Raw genomic sequence first — 15788 nt, 5'->3', positions numbered from 1 at the left:
CTCAGGTCAGAAGGGACGCCGCGTGCGCCGATGGTCCGGCCTGGTCCAGCCGGGCGGCGGCCAGCAGCTGCAGGCACAGTTCGGGGTAGCTGGTGCCGGCCGCGCGGGCCGACATCGGCACCAGCGAATGGCCGGTCATGCCGGGCGAGGTGTTCATCTCCAGCAGGAAGGGCTGGCGCGCGCCGGTGATCGGGTCCACGCCGATCATCAGGTCGGCGCGGCCCCAGCCGCGGCAGCCCAGGCTACGGTAGGCGGCCAGGGTGATGCGCTGGATCTCGCGCTCCTCGGCCTCGGGCAGGCCGCTCGGGCAGAGGTAGCGCACGTCGTCGGTGAAGTACTTGTTCTGGTAGTCGTAGCCGGCCTCGGGCGGCACGATGCGCACCACCGGCAGCGCGCGCGCCGAGGCACCTTCGCCGATTACCGGACAGGTAACTTCCTCGCCGCGGATGAACTGCTCGCACAGCACGTCGGCGTCGTAGCGGGCGGCCAGCCGCACGGCAGCGGCCATGGCGTCGATTGATTCGACCTTGGTCACGCCAATGGACGAGCCTTCGCGCGGCGGCTTGACGATCAGCGGCAGGCCGAGCGCGGCCACCACCTCGCCCAGGCGCGCGGCCTCGGTCGGCGTGCCGAGTTCATCGGGCGACAGGCTGACGTAGCGCGGCGTCGGCAGGCCATCGGCCAGCCACAGGCGCTTGGTCATGACCTTGTCCATCGCCAGCGCCGAGGCCATGACGCCCGAGCCGGTGTAGGGAATGCCCATCAATTCGAGCGCGCCCTGGATGCAGCCGTCCTCGCCGTGCCGGCCGTGCAGCGCGATGAAACAGCGCGCAAAGCCTTCGGCTTCCAGGCCGTTCAGATGCCGCTCGGCCGGGTCGAACGCGTGCGCATCGACGCCCAGGCTCTGCAGCGCGGCCAGCACGCCCTGCCCGCTCATCAGCGAAATGTCGCGCTCGGCCGAGCTGCCACCCAGCAGCACAGCCACTTTCCCGAGTGATGTCACGTCACGATTCATGCGCTTTCCTTCAGCAACTCGACCACCTTGGCCGGTACGCCGCCGATGGAGCCGGCGCCCATCGCGATCACCACGTCGCCCGGCAGGGCCTGGGCGACGATGGTGGCGGGCAGCTCGGCAATGTCATCGACGAACAGCGGATCGACCTTGCCCGACACACGCAGCGCGCGTGCCAGGCTGCGGCCGTCGGCGGCCACCACCGGCGCTTCGCCGGCGGCGTAGACCTCGGTCAGCCAGATCGCGTCCGCCCGGCCCATGACCTTGACGAAGTCCTCGAAGCAGTCGCGCGTGCGGGTGTAGCGGTGCGGCTGGAAGGCCAGCACCAGCCGGCGGCCGGGGAAGGCGCCGCGCGCGGCGGCGATGGTCGCGGCCATCTCGACCGGGTGGTGGCCGTAGTCGTCGATCAGCGTGAAGTCGCCCTCGCCCTGCGCGCTGGGCCAGTCGCCCCAGCGCTGGAAGCGCCGGCCCACGCCGCTGAACTGCGCCAGCGCACGCACGATGGGCGCGTCGGGCAACTCCAGTTCGGTGGCCACGGCAATGGCGGCCAGCGCGTTGCGCACGTTGTGCTCGCCGGGCAGGTTGAGGGTGATCTGCAGGTCGGGCAGCGCCACGCCATTGCGGCGCTGGCAGGTGAAGCGCATCTGCCCGCCGGGCAGCGCCACCACGTCGACCGCGCGCACCTGTACGTCCTCGCCCAGGCCGTAGGTGATGACCGGGCGCGACACCATCGGCAGGATCGAGCGCACACCGGGATCGTCGGCGCAGACGATGGCCGCGCCGTAGAACGGCATCTTGTGCAGGAAGTCGACGAACGCCGCCTTGAGCCGGGCGAAGTCGTGCCCGTAGGTGTCCATGTGATCGGCGTCGATGTTGGTGACGACCGCCAGCACCGGCAGCAGGTTCAGGAAGCTGGCGTCGCTCTCGTCGGCCTCGACCACGATGTAGTCGCCCTTGCCCAGCGCCGAATTCGCGCCCGCGCTGTTGAGCTTGCCGCCGATCACGAAGGTCGGGTCCAGCCCGGCCTCGGCCAGCACGCTGGTCACCAGCGAGGTGGTGGTGGTTTTGCCGTGCGTGCCGGCGATGGCGATGCCGGATTTGAGACGCATCAGTTCAGCCAGCATCACCGCGCGCGGCACGACCGGAATGCGCGCGGCGCGGGCAGCGATCACCTCGGGGTTGTCGCCCTTGACCGCCGTGGACGTCACCACCGCCTGCGCGCCGGTAATGTGCGCCGCATCGTGCCCGGTGTGGATGCGGATGCCGAGTTCAGCCAGCCGGCGCGTCACCGCGCCATCGGCCTGGTCGGAACCCGACACCACGTAGCCGAGGTTGTGCAGGATCTCGGCGATGCCGCTCATGCCGGCACCACCGACGCCGACAAAGTGAATGTGTTTCACCGCATGTTTCATGCGGACTCCTTCAGGGTCAGGGCTTCGATCTCGTCGGCCACGCGCTGCGCGGCGCGCGGCTGCGCCAGCGCGCGGGCGCGCCCGGCCAGCGCCTGCAGCCGGGGTCGATCGAGGGAGGCCAGCAGCTCAGCCAGACGCGCAGGCGTCAGTTCGGGCTGTGGCAGATGAATGGCGGCGTCGTGCTGCTGCATCCACTCGGCGTTGTCGCGCTGGTGGCCGGTGGTGCGGATCACCAGCGGCACCAGCACGCTGGCGACACCGGCGGCGCACAGCTCGCTCACGGTGATGGCGCCGGCGCGGCAGATCATCAGGTCGCACTCGGCCAGCCGCTGCGGCATGTCGTCGATGAAGGGCAGCAGTTCGATGCCGTGGGCCGCGTCGGGCGTCAGGCCGGCGGCGGCGTAGGCACCGCGCACGGCGTCCAGGTTGGCCAGGCCGGTCTGGTGGATCAGGTGCGGGCGCTGCGCGGCGGGCAACAAGGCCAGCATCTGCGGCAGCGTGTCGTTCAGCACCCGCGCACCCAGGCTGCCGCCGACCACCAGCACGCGCAGCGGGCCGCTGCGGCCGGCGTAGCGCTGCGCGGGCGGGGCGATGGCCTCGATCTCGGCGCGCACCGGGTTGCCGGTCACCACCGCCTGCGGCACGGCGCGGGCGGCAGCGCCGTCAAAGCCGAAAGCCACCCGGCCGGCGACCTTCAGCAGCGACTGGTTGGACAGCAGCAGCGCCGCGTCCGCATTGACCAGCACCAGCGGCCGGCGCAGCAGCCGGGCAACCCAGCCGCCCGGCACGCAGACATAGCCGCCCATGCCGAGCACGGCGGTGGCCGAACGGCGGCGCAGGATGGCCGCGCTCTGCCAGAACGCCCACAGCAGTTGCAGCGCGCCGCGCAGCAGGCCGAAGGCACCCTTGCCGCGCAGGCCGGCAAAGCCGATGCGGTCGAGCGCAATGCCGCTGGGCGGCACCAGCCGGTTTTCCATGCCGGTGCGCGTGCCCAGCCAGCTGACCGTCCAGCCGCGCCGCATCATTTCCTGCGCCACGGCCAGGCCGGGAATGACGTGCCCGCCCGTGCCCGCCGCCATGACGACCAGGTGCCGCGTCATACCCGGCCTCCGCGCATCAGCTGGCGGTTCTCGATGTCGACGCGCAACACGATGGCCAGCGAGACGCAGCTCATCAGGATGGCCGAGCCGCCGTAGCTCATCAGCGGCAGCGTCAGGCCCTTGGTGGGCAGCACGCCCAGGTTCACGCCCATGTTGATGAAGGCCTGCCCGCCCAGCCAGACGCCGATGCCCTGCGCGGTCAGGCCGGCAAAGACGCGGTCGAAGGCAATCGCCTGGCGGCCGATCATGAAAATGCGGTGCACCATCCAGAAGAAGGCCGTGATCACGGCCAGCACGCCGATCAGGCCGAGTTCCTCGCCGATCACCGCCAGCAGGAAGTCGGTGTGCGCCTCCGGCAGGTAGTGCAGCTTTTCCAGCGACGAGCCCAGGCCCTGGCCCAACCATTCGCCGCGGCTGAAGGCGATCAGCGAGTGCGTCAGCTGGTAGCCCTTGCCCTGCGCGTACTTGGGATTCCACGGGTCGAGGTAGGCAAAGATGCGCTCGCGCCGCAGGTCGTCAAAGTAGATGAACGTGCCAAACAGCACCACGACCAGCAGCGCAATGAAGAAGAAGCCCCGTGCATTGACCCCGCCCAGAAACAGGATGCCCATGGCGACGGTCACGATCACGATGAAGGCCCCCATGTCCGGCTCGCGCAGCAGCAGAAAACCCACCACCGTCACCGCCACGGCCATGGGCCACACGGCGCGCAGGAAGTTCTCCTTGATGTCCATCTTGCGGACCATGTAGCTGGCCGCGTACATGGCGATCGCCAGCTTGGCCAGCTCGCTGGGCTGGAAGTTCATCAGCCCGAGCGGAATCCAGCGGCGCGACTTGTTGACCACCCGGCCGATGCCCGGAATCAGCACCACCACCAGCAGGACCAGCGCGATGACGAAGATCCACGGCGCGTACTTCTCCCAGGCGCGCATGGGCACCGTCAGCGCCACCGCGCTGGCAATGCCCGCCAGCACGATCGACAGGATGTGGCGCGAGAAGAAGTGCGTGGCCGTGTAGTTGCTGAACTTGGGGTTGTCGGGCAGCTGGATCGAGGCCGAATAGACCATCACCAGGCCGAGCGACAGCAGCATGACGCAGACCCAGGCCAGCGCCACGTCGAAACCGACCCACTGCACCGGCTGGCCCGGCGCACCGGGCGGCAGACCGCGCGACGACGACAGGTCGGCGCCGCTGAAGCGCGCCGGCAGGCCGGCCAGCCAGCGGCCGAAGCCGCCGGGGGACGTGGTGGTGTTCGCCGTGTTGGCGGAGGCGTCGCGGCTCACAGGCTCATCCCTCCATGCTCGGTGGCCAGTTGCGCCACGGTGTCGGCAAAGACCTGGGCGCGGTGTGCATAGTTGCGGAACATGTCCAGGCTGGCGCAGGCGGGGCTGAGCAGCACGGCGTCACCGGCCTGGGCCTGCTCGAAGCACCAGCGCGTGGCAGCTTCCAGGCTGTCGTGGCTGTGGATGGGCAGGCCGTCGCGGGCCAGTTCGGCCAGCGTCATCAGCAGCGCCGGGGCGTCGCGGCCGATCAGGGCCACGGCGCGGGTGTGCGCCGCCACGGCCTCGACCAGCGGCGTGAAGTCCTGGCCCTTGCCGTCGCCGCCCAGGATCAGCACCAGCTTCTTCGGCGCCTTCTCAGGGCCCCAGGCCCTTGAGCGCCGCCACGGTGGCGCCGACGTTGGTGCCCTTGCTGTCGTCGTAGGCCTCGACGTCGCCGACGTTGCCGAGGTATTCGACCCGGTGCGGCTCGCCCCGGTATTCGCGCAGGCCGTGCAGCATCGGCGCCAGCGGCAGGCCGGTGGCACTGGCCAGGGCGAGCGCGGCCAGCGCGTTGGCGGCGTTGTGGCGGCCACGGATGCGCAGCGCGTCGGCCGGCATCAGGCGTTGCAGCGTGATTTCGGCATCCAGCACCGCGCCGCGCCGGCTGCGCAGCGGCGTGTCATCGCCGTCCTGCGCGCGCACCAGCCAGGCCATGCCGTGGTCGGTCATCAGGCCCCAGTCGCCGGCGCGGCGCGGCGCGTCCAGCCCGAAGCTGACGCAGGCGCGCGGCGTCCAGCGCGGCTGGGCCTTGAGCGGCTTGCCGGTCTTGCCCAGCTCCGGCTCGGGCGGACGCGGCTGCAGCGCCATCACGAGCGCGTCGTCGCGGTTGAGCACCATCAGGCCGTGCTGGCCGAAGATGCGCGCCTTGGCCGCCGCGTAGGCCGCCATGTCGCCGTGCCAGTCGAGGTGGTCCTGCGTGACGTTGAGCACCGTCGCCGCAGTGGGCTCGAAGCCCTGCACGCCATCGAGCTGGAAGCTCGACAGCTCCAGCACCCAGACCTCGGGCAGGTGCTCGAACACCGGGCCGGGCGGCGCGGGCGGAATCAGGTGCGGCGGCGGGCCACCGCCTTCGAGCGGCTCGTCGGCTGCGTCCGTCACGCCATCGAGCGCCGCCAGCTCGGCGGTTTCGTCTTCATAGGCTGGGCCTCCTGCGGCGAGCTTCGACTCCCCCTCGGCAGGGACGGGGCGGCGCAGCGTTGCGCATCAGCCGGCTCCAGATCCAGCGCCGCGCTCCAGCGTGTCGAGCAGCGTCGGGCCGATGTTGCCGGCCATGGCCACCCGCGCGCCGGCGCGCTCGCACAGCAGCGCGGTCAGCGAGGTGGTGGTGGTCTTGCCATTGGTGCCGGTGATGGCCAGCACCTTGGGCGCGTAGCCGCGGGCGGTCTTCAGGTCGGCCAGCGCCTGGGCGAACAGGCCCAGCTCGCCCATTACGGCCACGCCGCGTTGCTGCGCGGCGGCCAGCAGCGGCGCCAGCGCGGGGTCGAGCGGCGACAGGCCGGGGCTTTTCAGCACCGCATGCACATGGCCCATCGGTCGGCCAGCAACTCGGGCGTGAAGGCGCCGCAGCGCAGTTCGGCGCCGGGCACGTCCTGCGCCAGGCGGGCGGCCTGCGGCGGCGCGCTGCGGCTGTCGGCCACCACGATGCGCGCCGCGCCGCAGCGCTGCGCCCAGCGCGCCATCGCCAGGCCGGAGTCCCCCAGGCCGAGGATCAGGAGGTGCTTGTCGCGGAGTGCGTTCATGGCCGGCTCAGCGCAGCTTCAAGGTCGACAGGCCCACCAGGCACAGCAGCATGGTGATGATCCAGAAGCGCACGACCACCTGGGTCTCGACCCAGCCTTTTTTCTCGAAGTGGTGGTGCAGCGGCGCCATCAGCAGGATGCGCTGGCCGGTGCCGGTCTTCTTCTTGGTGTACTTGAACCAGCTCACCTGCAGCATGACCGACAGCGCCTCGACCACGAAGATGCCGCCCATGATGCCGAGCACGATCTCCTGGCGCACGATCACCGCGATGGTGCCGAGCGCGCCGCCCAGCGCCAGCGCGCCGACATCGCCCATGAAGACCTGCGCCGGGTAGGCGTTGAACCACAGGAAGGCCAGCCCCGCGCCGGCCATGGCGGCGCAGAAGATCAGCAGTTCACCCGCGCCCGGAATGTGCGGCAGCAGCAGGTAACGCGCAAAGACCGAGTTGCCGGTGACGTAGGCGAACAGGCCGAGCGCCGAGCCGACCAGCACCACCGGCATGATGGCCAGGCCGTCCAGCCCGTCGGTCAGGTTGACCGCGTTGCTGGAGCCGACGATCACGAAGTAGCTCAGGAAAATGAAGCCGAACACGCCCAGCGGGTAGCTGATGGTCTTGAAGAACGGCACCATCAGGTCGGCCTTGGGCGGCAGGTCGTTTGAGAAGCCCGAGCCGACCCAGCGCAGGAACAGCTCCAGCACGCGCAGGTTGCTGGTCTCGGACACGCTGAAGGCAAGGTAGATGGCCGCGATCAGCCCGATCAGCGACTGCCACAGGTACTTCTCGCCCGAGGGCATGCCTTCGGGGTTCTTGCTGACGACCTTGCGCCAGTCGTCGACCCAGCCGATCGCGCCGAAGCCGAAGGTCACCAGCATCACGACCCAGACGAAGCGGTTGCTCCAGTCGAACCACAGCAGCGTGCTGATGGCGATCGACAGCAGGATCAGCACGCCGCCCATGGTGGGCGTGCCAGTCTTGACCAGATGGGTCTGCATGGCGTATTCGCGCACTGGCTGGCCGATCTTGAGCGCAGCCAGGGAGCGGATCACCCACGGCCCGAAGGCCAGGCCGAGCAGCAGCGCGGTCATGGCCGCCATCACGGCGCGAAAGGTCAGGTACTGGAAGACGCGCAGGAAACCGAGCGCGTCGGGGTAGAGGCCTTGCAGCCACTGGGCGAGGCTAATGAGCATGTTGTTCTCCGTCGGCCGCAGCAGCCTCGCGCAGCGCTGCGACCCCTTTTTCCATCGTCATGAAGCGTGAGCCCTTGACCAGCACCGAGGCGGCCACGGGCAGGTCAGCGCGCAGGGCCACCAGCAGGGCGGCGGTGTCGGCGTGGTGACGCACGGATTGCATCGGTGCCTGCATCGGCGGCACCTCGCGGCGATACGCCTCGGCGGCGTGGGCGGCCAGCGTGCCGGCGGTCCACAGACACTCGATGCCGCGCTCGGCGGCCAGCGCGCCCACTTCGGCATGAAAGGCCGGGCCGGCGTCGCCGACCTCGCCCATGTCGCCCAGCAGCAGCCAGCGCGGCGCGGGCAAGGCGGCCAGCACCTCGATGGCGGCGCGGACCGAATCGGGGTTGGCGTTGTAGCTGTCGTCGATCAGCGTGACGCGGCGCGCGCCCCACGCCAGCGTCTCGACCTGCGAGCGGCCCTTGACCGGCGCGAAGCCCGCCAGCCCGCGCTGCACTGCGTCGAGCGGGCAACCTGCAGCCAGCGCGCACAGCGCCGCCGCGAGGGCGTTCTTGACGTTGTGCCGACCGGCGACGCGCAGTGTCAGCTCGATGCGGCCGGCCGGGGTCTCGAACACCGTCTGCCAGCCCTCGCCCACCCAGGTGGCGCGCGCCACCGAACCGGCCGTGACGCCGGACTCCGCCAGCGCAAACGTCAGCGTCCGGCGCTCACCGGCCAGCGCACGCCAGACACCGCTGTAGTCGTCATCGGCCGGAAACACCGCCACGCCCGTGGCCGGCAAGGCGCTCAGCACGCTGCCGTTTTCCTCGGCCACCGCCTGCACCGTCTTCATGAACTCCTGGTGCTCGCGCTGGGCGTTGTTGACCAGCGCGACGGTGGGTTGGGCGATGGCGGCCAGTTCGGCGATCTCGCCCGGGTGGTTCATGCCGAGTTCGATCACGGCGGCGCGGTGCTGCGGGCGCAGCGCCAGCACCGTCAGCGGCACGCCGATGTGGTTGTTGAGGTTGCCGGCGGTGGCGTGGGCCGCATCGCCCAGCCAGGCGCGCAGGATGGCCGCGACCATCTGCGTCACGGTGGTCTTGCCGTTGCTGCCGGTCACGCCGATCACCGGCAGGTCGAGACCTGCCCGCCAGCCGGCGGCGAGCGCCTGCAGTGCGACTGCAGGCTGTCGGGCACCTCGATGCCGTTCAGGCCGGCTTCGGCCAGGCCGCGCTCGGCGAGGGCCGCAACCGCACCGGCGCCGCTGGCCTGGGGCAGAAAGTCATGCGCATCGAAGCGCTCGCCGCGCAGCGCGACGAACAGGTCGCCGGCGCGCAGGCTGCGGGTGTCGGTGTGCACGCGCTCGAAGGCCACGCGGCCGTCGCCCACCAGCCGGGCTTGCGGCACGCGGGCGGCGATCAGCGCGTGGGCTTGTGCGAGGGTCAGCATGCGGCACCTTGGGTGATGGAGCGGGCCTGCAGCGCCAGCGCGGCCACGTCGATGTCGGAGAACGGGCGCTTGACGCCAGCCACATCCTGATAGTCCTCGTGACCCTTGCCGGCGAGCAGCAGCACGTCGCGCGCAGTGGCGCGGCGCACGGCCCGGGTGATGGCGGTGGCGCGGTCCAGTTCGGCCTCAACCGATGCAGCATCCGCGCAGCCGGCCAGGATCTGGTCGACGATGGCCTGCGGCGCTTCGTGGCGCGGGTTGTCGCTGGTGACGATGACGCGGTCGGCCAGCCGGGCGGCAATCGCGCCCATCACCGGCCGCTTGGTCGCATCGCGGTTGCCGCCGCAGCCGAACACGCACCAGAGCTGTCCGCCCTGCGCTTCGGCCACCGGGCGCAGGGCCTGCAGGGCTTTCTCGAGGGCGTCGGGCGTGTGGGCGTAGTCGACCACCACCTGCGGGGCAGCGCTGTCTGCCCCACTCTGCACGCGCTGCATGCGACCGGGCACCGAGGTGAACTCCGGCTGCCAGCGGCGCAATCTGCGCCAGCGACCAGCCCAGCGCACGCAGCCCGCCCAGCACCGCCAGCACGTTGCTGGCGTTGTAGGTGCCGATCAGGTGCGTGCGCACCGGCTGCTGCTCGGCGCCTTCATGCACCGTGAAGCACAGGCCGCCGTCCTGGTAGTGCAGGTCGCCGGCGCGCAGGCGGACAGCACCCGGCGCCGAGTCCTGCAGCGCATAGGTCCACAGGTCGAGCCGGCCCTCGGCCTGCAACTCGGCAGCCAGCGCCACGCCTTGCGCGTCATCGAGGTTGATCACCGCCGCCTGCAGACCCGGCCAGTCGAACAGCGCGCGCTTGGCGGCCCAGTAGGCGGCCATGTCGGCGTGGTAGTCGAGGTGGTCGGGCGTGAAGTTGGTGTAGAGCGCCACGCGGATCTGCAGCGCATCGAGCCGGTGCTCGGCCAGGCCGATGGACGAGGCCTCGATGGCGCAGGCGCTGAAGCCGGCGTCGATAAATTGGCGCAGGCCGCCGTGCAGCGTCAGCGGGTCGGGCGTGGTCAGGCCGGTGAAGTGCAGCACGGCGTCAGGGCGGGCCCGGCTGGGCGGCTCGCCCACGCCGAGCGTGCCGATCACGCCGCAGCGGCGCGCCAGCGCGCCGAGCGCCTGCGCCGTCCACCACGCGGTGGAGGTCTTGCCGTTGGTGCCGGTGGTGGCGATCACGTCGAGCGCGGCGCTGGGCCGGCCGTGCCATTCATGCGCGATCACAGCGGTGGCAGCTTTCAGGCCGGGCAGACCGGCGATGCGGGCGTCGTCGAAGGCAAACGCCTCGGCGCCATCGGCCTCGACCAGACAGGCTGCCGCGCCCGCCGCCAGCGCGGCGGCAACGTGCTGGCGGCCATCCTGCGCGTGGCCGGGCCAGGCGATGAAGGCGTCGCCGGGCTGCAGTTGGCGGCTGTCGACGCGCAACGTGGCGCCAGCCGCCAGCCGGGCCCGCAGCCAGGCCAGCGCCTGATCGACGTCATGCAACCGGTGCAGCGCCATCAGAAAGACTCCTCGACCGCTGGAGCCGCGCGGGCGCGCGCAACGATCTGCGGCTTGACTTCCATGTCGGGCGGCACGCCCAGCATGCGCAGCGACTGCTGCACCACGTCGCTGAAGACCGGTGCGGCCACATCGCCGCCGAAGTAGCGGCCGTTGCTCGGCTCGTCGACCATCACCGCCACGACGATGCGCGGCGCACTGGCCGGTGCAATGCCCACGAACCAGGCGCGGTACTTGTTGCTGACGTAGCCGCTGCCCTCTTGCTTGTAGGCGGTGCCGGTCTTGCCACCGACCGAATAGCCGATGGTCTGCGCCTTGGGCGCGGTGCCGCCTTCGATGGTGACCATGTTGAGCATCTTGCGCACCGAGCGCGCCACCTCGGGCGTGAACACCGGCGTGCCGACGGCGGGCTGATCGGCCTTGATCATGGTGACGGGCGCCAGGTCGCCGTCCCGCGCAAACACGGTGTAGGCGCGCGCCAGCTGGAACAGGCTGACCGACAGGCCGTAGCCGTAGCTCATGGTCGCCTGCTCGATCGGACGCCAGCTCTTGTACGGGCGCAGCCGACCGTTGGCGACACCGGGAAAGTGCAGCTGCGGCTTCTGGCCGATGCCGACCGCGCTGAACATCTCCCACATCTCGCGCCGGTCCATCTGCATCGCCATCTTGACGGTGCCGACGTTGCTGGACTTCTGGATCACCTGCTCCACCGTCAGCGCGCCCTGCGGGTGCGAATCGGTGATGGTCGAGCCGGTGATGGTGATGCGGCCGGGCGCCGTCTGGATCAGCGTCTCGGGCCTGACGCGGCCGGTCTGCATCGCCAGCGCGGCGATGAAGGGCTTCATGGTCGAGCCGGGCTCGAAGGTGTCGGTCAGCGCGCGGTTGCGCAGCTGGCCGCCGGCCATGTTGCGGCGCTCGCCCGGCACATAGCTCGGGTAGTTGGCCAGCGCCAGCACCTCGCCGGTCTGGGCGTCGAGCACCACCACGCTGCCGGCCTTGGCGTTGTGCTCGGCCACGGCGTCGCGCACGCGCTGGTAGGCAAAGAACTGCACCTTGGAGTCCAGCGCCAGCGCGATGTCGCGACCGTCTTCGGGCTCGACGCCCTCGCCGGTGTCCTCGACCACGCGGCCCAGCCGGTCACGCACCACGCTGCGGCTGCCGGAGCGGCCCTGCAGCTCTTTCTGGAACGCCAGTTCGATGCCTTCCTGGCCTTTTTCTTCCAGGTTGGTGAAGCCGACCACGTGCGCGGCCGACTCGCCCTCCGGATACTGGCGGCGGAACTCGCGCTGCTGGTGCAGGCCCTTGATGGCCAGCGCCTTGACCTGGGATGCGGTGGTCTCGTCGATCTGCCGGCGCAGCCAGACGAAGTTGCTGTTGTCGCTCAGGCGCTTGGTCAGCTCCGTCGACCCCATGTCCAGCAAGCGCAGCAGTTCGCGGCGCTGGAACGGCGTGGGAGCGAACTCTTTCGGGCTGGCCCAGACCGAAGGCGACGGCACGCTCGCGGCCAGGATCTGGCCGTTGCGGTCGACGATGCGGCCCCGGCTGGCCGGCAGGGAGAAGGTGCGGGCGTAGCGGCTCTCACCCTGCTTCTGATAGAACTCGGCGTCGATCACCTGGATGTAGACCGCACGACCGATCAGCACCGAAAACCCCGCGCCCACCGCCATCACCAGCAGGCGCGAACGCCACAGCGGCGTCTTGGCCGCCAGCAGCGGGCTGCTGGCGTATTGGGCCGACGAGGGCGACGCCTTGGCGGCGCGTGCGCGGCCCGTGGTGGTGTCGCGCCCTGTTTCACGGGTGGTGCTGCGCCCGGAATCGCGCCCGGCCACGTTGCGGCCACGCCGGGCGGTCAGCGCGCCCATCAAGCCGCCCAGACGGCTGCGCAGGCGGCTGATCACGGTGCGCTCCCTTGAACGGCAGCCGCTGCGGCAGCACCCGGCTCGACCACGTACTGCGTGACGGCCGGCGTGGCGGTTCGCATGTTCATCTGCTCTCGCGCCACGCGCTCGATGCGCAGGCTGGTGGCCTGGGCGCGCCGGGCGATGTCGAGCCGATCGGCGTCGATGTCGAGCTCCTTGGCAGCGGCGCGCTCACGCTCCAGCGCCACGAACAGGCGGCGCGATTCGTACGAGGTCTGCACCAGGTAGACCGAGCTCACCAGCAAGGCCAGCAGCAGCAGGACGTTGACGCGGATCACGCACGGCCCCGCTGGTACTCCGGCGCCAGCGCCACATCGGTGCGCTCCGCCACGCGCAGGATGGCCGAGCGCGCGCGCGGGTTGCCCGACACCTCGGCCTCACCCGGCTTGATGCGCGCCACCGCCGTCAGCAGCGTCGGCTTGGGCGCAGCCAGCGGCATGCGGCGGTCGTACTCCTCCACCGAATGGCGGCGGATGAAGTTCTTGACGATGCGGTCTTCCAGCGAGTGGAAGCTGATCACCACCAGCCGGCCGCCCGGCGCCAGCCAGCGCAGCGCGGCGTTCAGGCCCTGCTCCAGTTCTTCGAGCTCGGCGTTGACCAGAATCCGCAGCGCCTGGAAGGTGCGCGTGGCCGGGTCCTGGCCGCGTTCGCGGGTCTTGACGGTGCGCGCCAGCAGCTCGGCCAGCTCGGAGGTGCGCTGCAGCTGCGGGCCGCTCTCGCGCCGGGCGACGATGGCGCGGGCGATGGCGGGGGCGAAGCGCTCCTCGCCATAGTCGCGCACCACTTCCTTGATGCGGTCAGCCGACGCCGTGGCCAGGAACTCGGCCGCGCTCTGGCCCTGGCTGGGGTCCATGCGCATGTCGAGCGGGCCGTCGAAGCGGAAGCTGAAACCGCGCTCGGGGGTGTCGATCTGCGGCGAAGACACGCCCAGGTCGAGCAGGATGCCGTCCAGGCCCGCCACGCCGCGGGCGGCCAGCGCCTCGGGGAAGTGCGCGTAGCTGGTGTGGTCGATGGAGAAGCGCGGGTCGGTGATGGCTGCGTCACCCTGCCGGGCGTGCGCGATGGCCTCGAAATCCCGGTCGATCGCCAGCAGGCGGCCGTCCGCACCCAGTTGCTGCAGGATCAGCCGGCTGTGGCCGCCGCGGCCGAAGGTGCCGTCCAGATACACGCCGTCGGGGCGCTGCACGAGCGCATCCACGGCCTCATGCAACAGCACCGTGCGGTGCTGTCGTTCTTCTGCAATACCAACGGTCGCGCTCAAAAGCTGAAATCCTGCAATGCGTCGGGCATCGGCTGCAGCAACACCGCAGCCTCGGCCGCGACATGGCGCTGTGCATCCCACAGCTCGAGGTGATTGCCCATGCCGATCAGCAGCACGTCGCGGCTCAGACCGGCGGCAGTGCGCAGCTCGGGCGAGATCAACATGCGGGAACCGGCGTCTATTTCGACGTCCATCGCGCTGCCCAGGAAAATGCGCTTCCAGCCGCTGGCGGCCATCGGCAAGGCTTCGACCTTGGCGCGGAACGCACCCCACACCGGGCGGGGAAACACCATCAGACATCCTTCGGGATGCTTGGTGAGGGTGAGCTGACCTTCGGCCAGGGACGTGAGCAGTTCTCGATGGCGCGCAGGAACGGTTACCCGCCCCTTGGCGTCCAGCGAAAGCGCTGAAGTCCCTTGGAAATGAAAGTCCACCACGAATACCCACGATTTGACACGTCCACCCACTTTAGCGGAAAACTCGCGGGCCCCGACCCATGCCGCCGGGAATGGTCAATGAAATCAAGTATCTAGCGGCGCTTGCAGATACAAATCAGAACAAGAAAAAATCATATGAATGAAGGACTTGCAGGCCAAACCCAAAGTATTGCCTGAACAGGCGATGCACGATTCAGGTGCGCACGACCCATCCAGACAGAGGGTTCGACACCCGTAGCAAGTACTTACAAGTGAAAAAACCGCGTGCCACGGCCCCTGAAAAAACAATCCTCGTGAAAAGGTGCACGCATTTTTTGCGGCCACGATCATGGTGTCTTCAGTGCGGCAACGCCCCGGATCAGTTCGATTCCTTGATCAGGCGACCGCTGGCGGACTGGATCGGGCGGGCGTTCATCGGGTAGAGGCGCGAGAAGATCGCCACCTGGTCGCTGGAGACCTGTGCGGGCTGTTTCATCACCATCCACAACACGCCCTCGGTGCACGGCGGCGTGGTGAGCGAGCCCATGTAGGTGTAGTAGCGCTGGTCCTCGGGCAGCAGCGCGCTGAGGTCCAGCAGTTGCGCGGCCGGGTTTTCCTCGCCGCGCTCCAGCGGCAGGTTGTTCCAGACCAGTTGCACCGCCGGATGCAGGCGGCCCTGCTCCAGCAGCACCGCCACCACGGCCAGGCGGCCATCGGGGTCCTTGTGGACCAGGTGCGCGACCATGTCGTACTGGCGGCCGTTGATGCGCTCCTCCGACGGGCGATGGAAGTGGAACTGCACCAGGTCGTAGCGCCGCCCACCCACCTCGATCGAGTTGCCTGCCGCCAGGTTCACCTGCACGGTGTGACCGTTGTCGATCACCCGGAAGCCGGTGGCCCGGTAGTCGAAGCGGATCGGGGCCAGCTCGACCTTGATGCCCTCGCGGATGTCGATCGGGCTCTGGCGCTTGCCAACGCTGCAGGTGGCGTACGACGCGTCCATGTCGCCCCAGGCGGTGGGGCCGCCCTCACCGGCGTAGCCCCAATGGGCATGCTCGTGGCCGGTGGGAATGCTCTTGTCGGCCTTGTCGGCCTTGTCAGGCTTGTCTGCTTTTTCTGCCTTGCCGGCCTTTTTGGTGACGCGCTCACCATGGGGCGCCGCCTTTTCAACCAGCGCATGCGCATCCGCCTTGACCGAGACCTGCAGCACCGGCGTGCGGGCCTGCACGGCGCTGACCCGCTCCATCAGGCGATCGCGCAACTGGTCAAGCGAAGCGTCGCGCACGGGCGGCTTCTCGGCCGGCGGCGCCGCCACGGCCGGCATGGCAGCCAGAACCAGGCCGGCGGACAGGCTGAGCGCCGTGCGGCGCAAGTTCAAGAACGGGAAAGAAGCAGACATGCGGCACTCCGGCGCCGGACGCCATCGCCCGGCAGTTCAGATCCGCCCG

At 69.9% G+C, this 15788-nt stretch carries 11 protein-coding genes and 3 pseudogenes; all 14 read right to left on the bottom strand.

The window, feature by feature from the left end; genetic code table 11:
- Position 1 precedes the first annotated feature (1 nt).
- The 14 genes and pseudogenes from AC5IG3_RS01645 to AC5IG3_RS01580 all read right to left on the bottom strand — a co-directional run bounded on the left by AC5IG3_RS01645 (position 2) and on the right by AC5IG3_RS01580 (position 15739).
- Positions 2-1015: a D-alanine--D-alanine ligase gene (locus AC5IG3_RS01645; RefSeq protein ID WP_491897070.1), complete on the bottom strand. Its 1014-nt coding sequence runs from the start codon at positions 1013-1015 to the stop codon at positions 2-4.
- Positions 1012-2424: a UDP-N-acetylmuramate--L-alanine ligase gene (gene murC, locus AC5IG3_RS01640; RefSeq protein WP_491897069.1), complete on the bottom strand. Its 1413-nt coding sequence runs from the start codon at positions 2422-2424 to the stop codon at positions 1012-1014. Before murC ends, AC5IG3_RS01645 begins: the two co-directional genes overlap by 4 nt.
- A complete protein-coding gene (gene murG / locus AC5IG3_RS01635; RefSeq protein ID WP_491897068.1) occupies positions 2421-3524 on the bottom strand; it encodes an undecaprenyldiphospho-muramoylpentapeptide beta-N-acetylglucosaminyltransferase in 1104 nt (367 codons plus the stop codon). Before murG ends, murC begins: the two co-directional genes overlap by 4 nt.
- Positions 3521-4807, bottom strand: a complete 1287-nt coding sequence (gene ftsW / locus AC5IG3_RS01630; RefSeq protein ID WP_491897067.1) for a putative lipid II flippase FtsW — start codon at positions 4805-4807, stop codon at positions 3521-3523. The genes murG and ftsW overlap by 4 nt, the downstream gene beginning before the upstream one ends.
- Positions 4804-6376: pseudogene (gene murD, locus AC5IG3_RS01625) on the bottom strand (UDP-N-acetylmuramoyl-L-alanine--D-glutamate ligase). The gene ftsW and the pseudogene murD overlap by 4 nt, the downstream one beginning before the upstream one ends.
- A complete protein-coding gene (locus tag AC5IG3_RS01620; protein ID WP_491897066.1) occupies positions 6352-6585 on the bottom strand; it encodes a hypothetical protein in 234 nt (77 codons plus the stop codon). Before AC5IG3_RS01620 ends, murD begins: the two are co-directional and overlap by 25 nt.
- Before the next feature lie 7 nt (positions 6586-6592).
- Positions 6593-7774, bottom strand: coding sequence for a phospho-N-acetylmuramoyl-pentapeptide-transferase (gene mraY, locus AC5IG3_RS01615; RefSeq protein WP_491897065.1), 1182 nt, complete (start codon positions 7772-7774; stop codon positions 6593-6595).
- A pseudogene (locus AC5IG3_RS01610) lies at positions 7764-9205 on the bottom strand (UDP-N-acetylmuramoyl-tripeptide--D-alanyl-D-alanine ligase). The gene mraY and the pseudogene AC5IG3_RS01610 overlap by 11 nt, the downstream one beginning before the upstream one ends.
- Positions 9199-10744, bottom strand: a pseudogene (locus AC5IG3_RS01605) (UDP-N-acetylmuramoyl-L-alanyl-D-glutamate--2,6-diaminopimelate ligase). The pseudogenes AC5IG3_RS01610 and AC5IG3_RS01605 overlap by 7 nt, the downstream one beginning before the upstream one ends.
- Positions 10744-12606 (bottom strand): peptidoglycan D,D-transpeptidase FtsI family protein, encoded by a 1863-nt coding sequence (locus AC5IG3_RS01600; RefSeq protein WP_491905029.1) that lies wholly within the window; start codon positions 12604-12606, stop codon positions 10744-10746. Before AC5IG3_RS01600 ends, AC5IG3_RS01605 begins: the two are co-directional and overlap by 1 nt.
- A 32-nt stretch (positions 12607-12638) precedes the next feature.
- Positions 12639-12941, bottom strand: a complete 303-nt coding sequence (gene ftsL, locus AC5IG3_RS01595) for a cell division protein FtsL (RefSeq protein WP_491897064.1) — start codon at positions 12939-12941, stop codon at positions 12639-12641.
- The gene (gene rsmH / locus AC5IG3_RS01590; RefSeq protein WP_491905028.1) at positions 12938-13906 is read right to left on the bottom strand and encodes a 16S rRNA (cytosine(1402)-N(4))-methyltransferase RsmH; all 969 of its coding nucleotides are present in this window, start codon (positions 13904-13906) and stop codon (positions 12938-12940) included. Before rsmH ends, ftsL begins: the two co-directional genes overlap by 4 nt.
- 14 nt (positions 13907-13920) lie before the next feature.
- Positions 13921-14361, bottom strand: coding sequence for a division/cell wall cluster transcriptional repressor MraZ (locus AC5IG3_RS01585; RefSeq protein ID WP_491897063.1), 441 nt, complete (start codon positions 14359-14361; stop codon positions 13921-13923).
- A 358-nt stretch (positions 14362-14719) separates the two neighbouring features.
- Positions 14720-15739, bottom strand: a complete 1020-nt coding sequence (locus tag AC5IG3_RS01580) for a carbonic anhydrase (RefSeq protein WP_491897062.1) — start codon at positions 15737-15739, stop codon at positions 14720-14722.
- Positions 15740-15788: the final 49 nt, after the last annotated feature.

It is taken from the genome of Leptothrix sp. (in: b-proteobacteria) (assembly GCF_965250675.1).
Taxonomy (GTDB): Bacteria; Pseudomonadota; Gammaproteobacteria; order Burkholderiales; family Burkholderiaceae_C; genus Sphaerotilus.
This window is presented reverse-complemented; position numbering and strand designations above follow the sequence as displayed.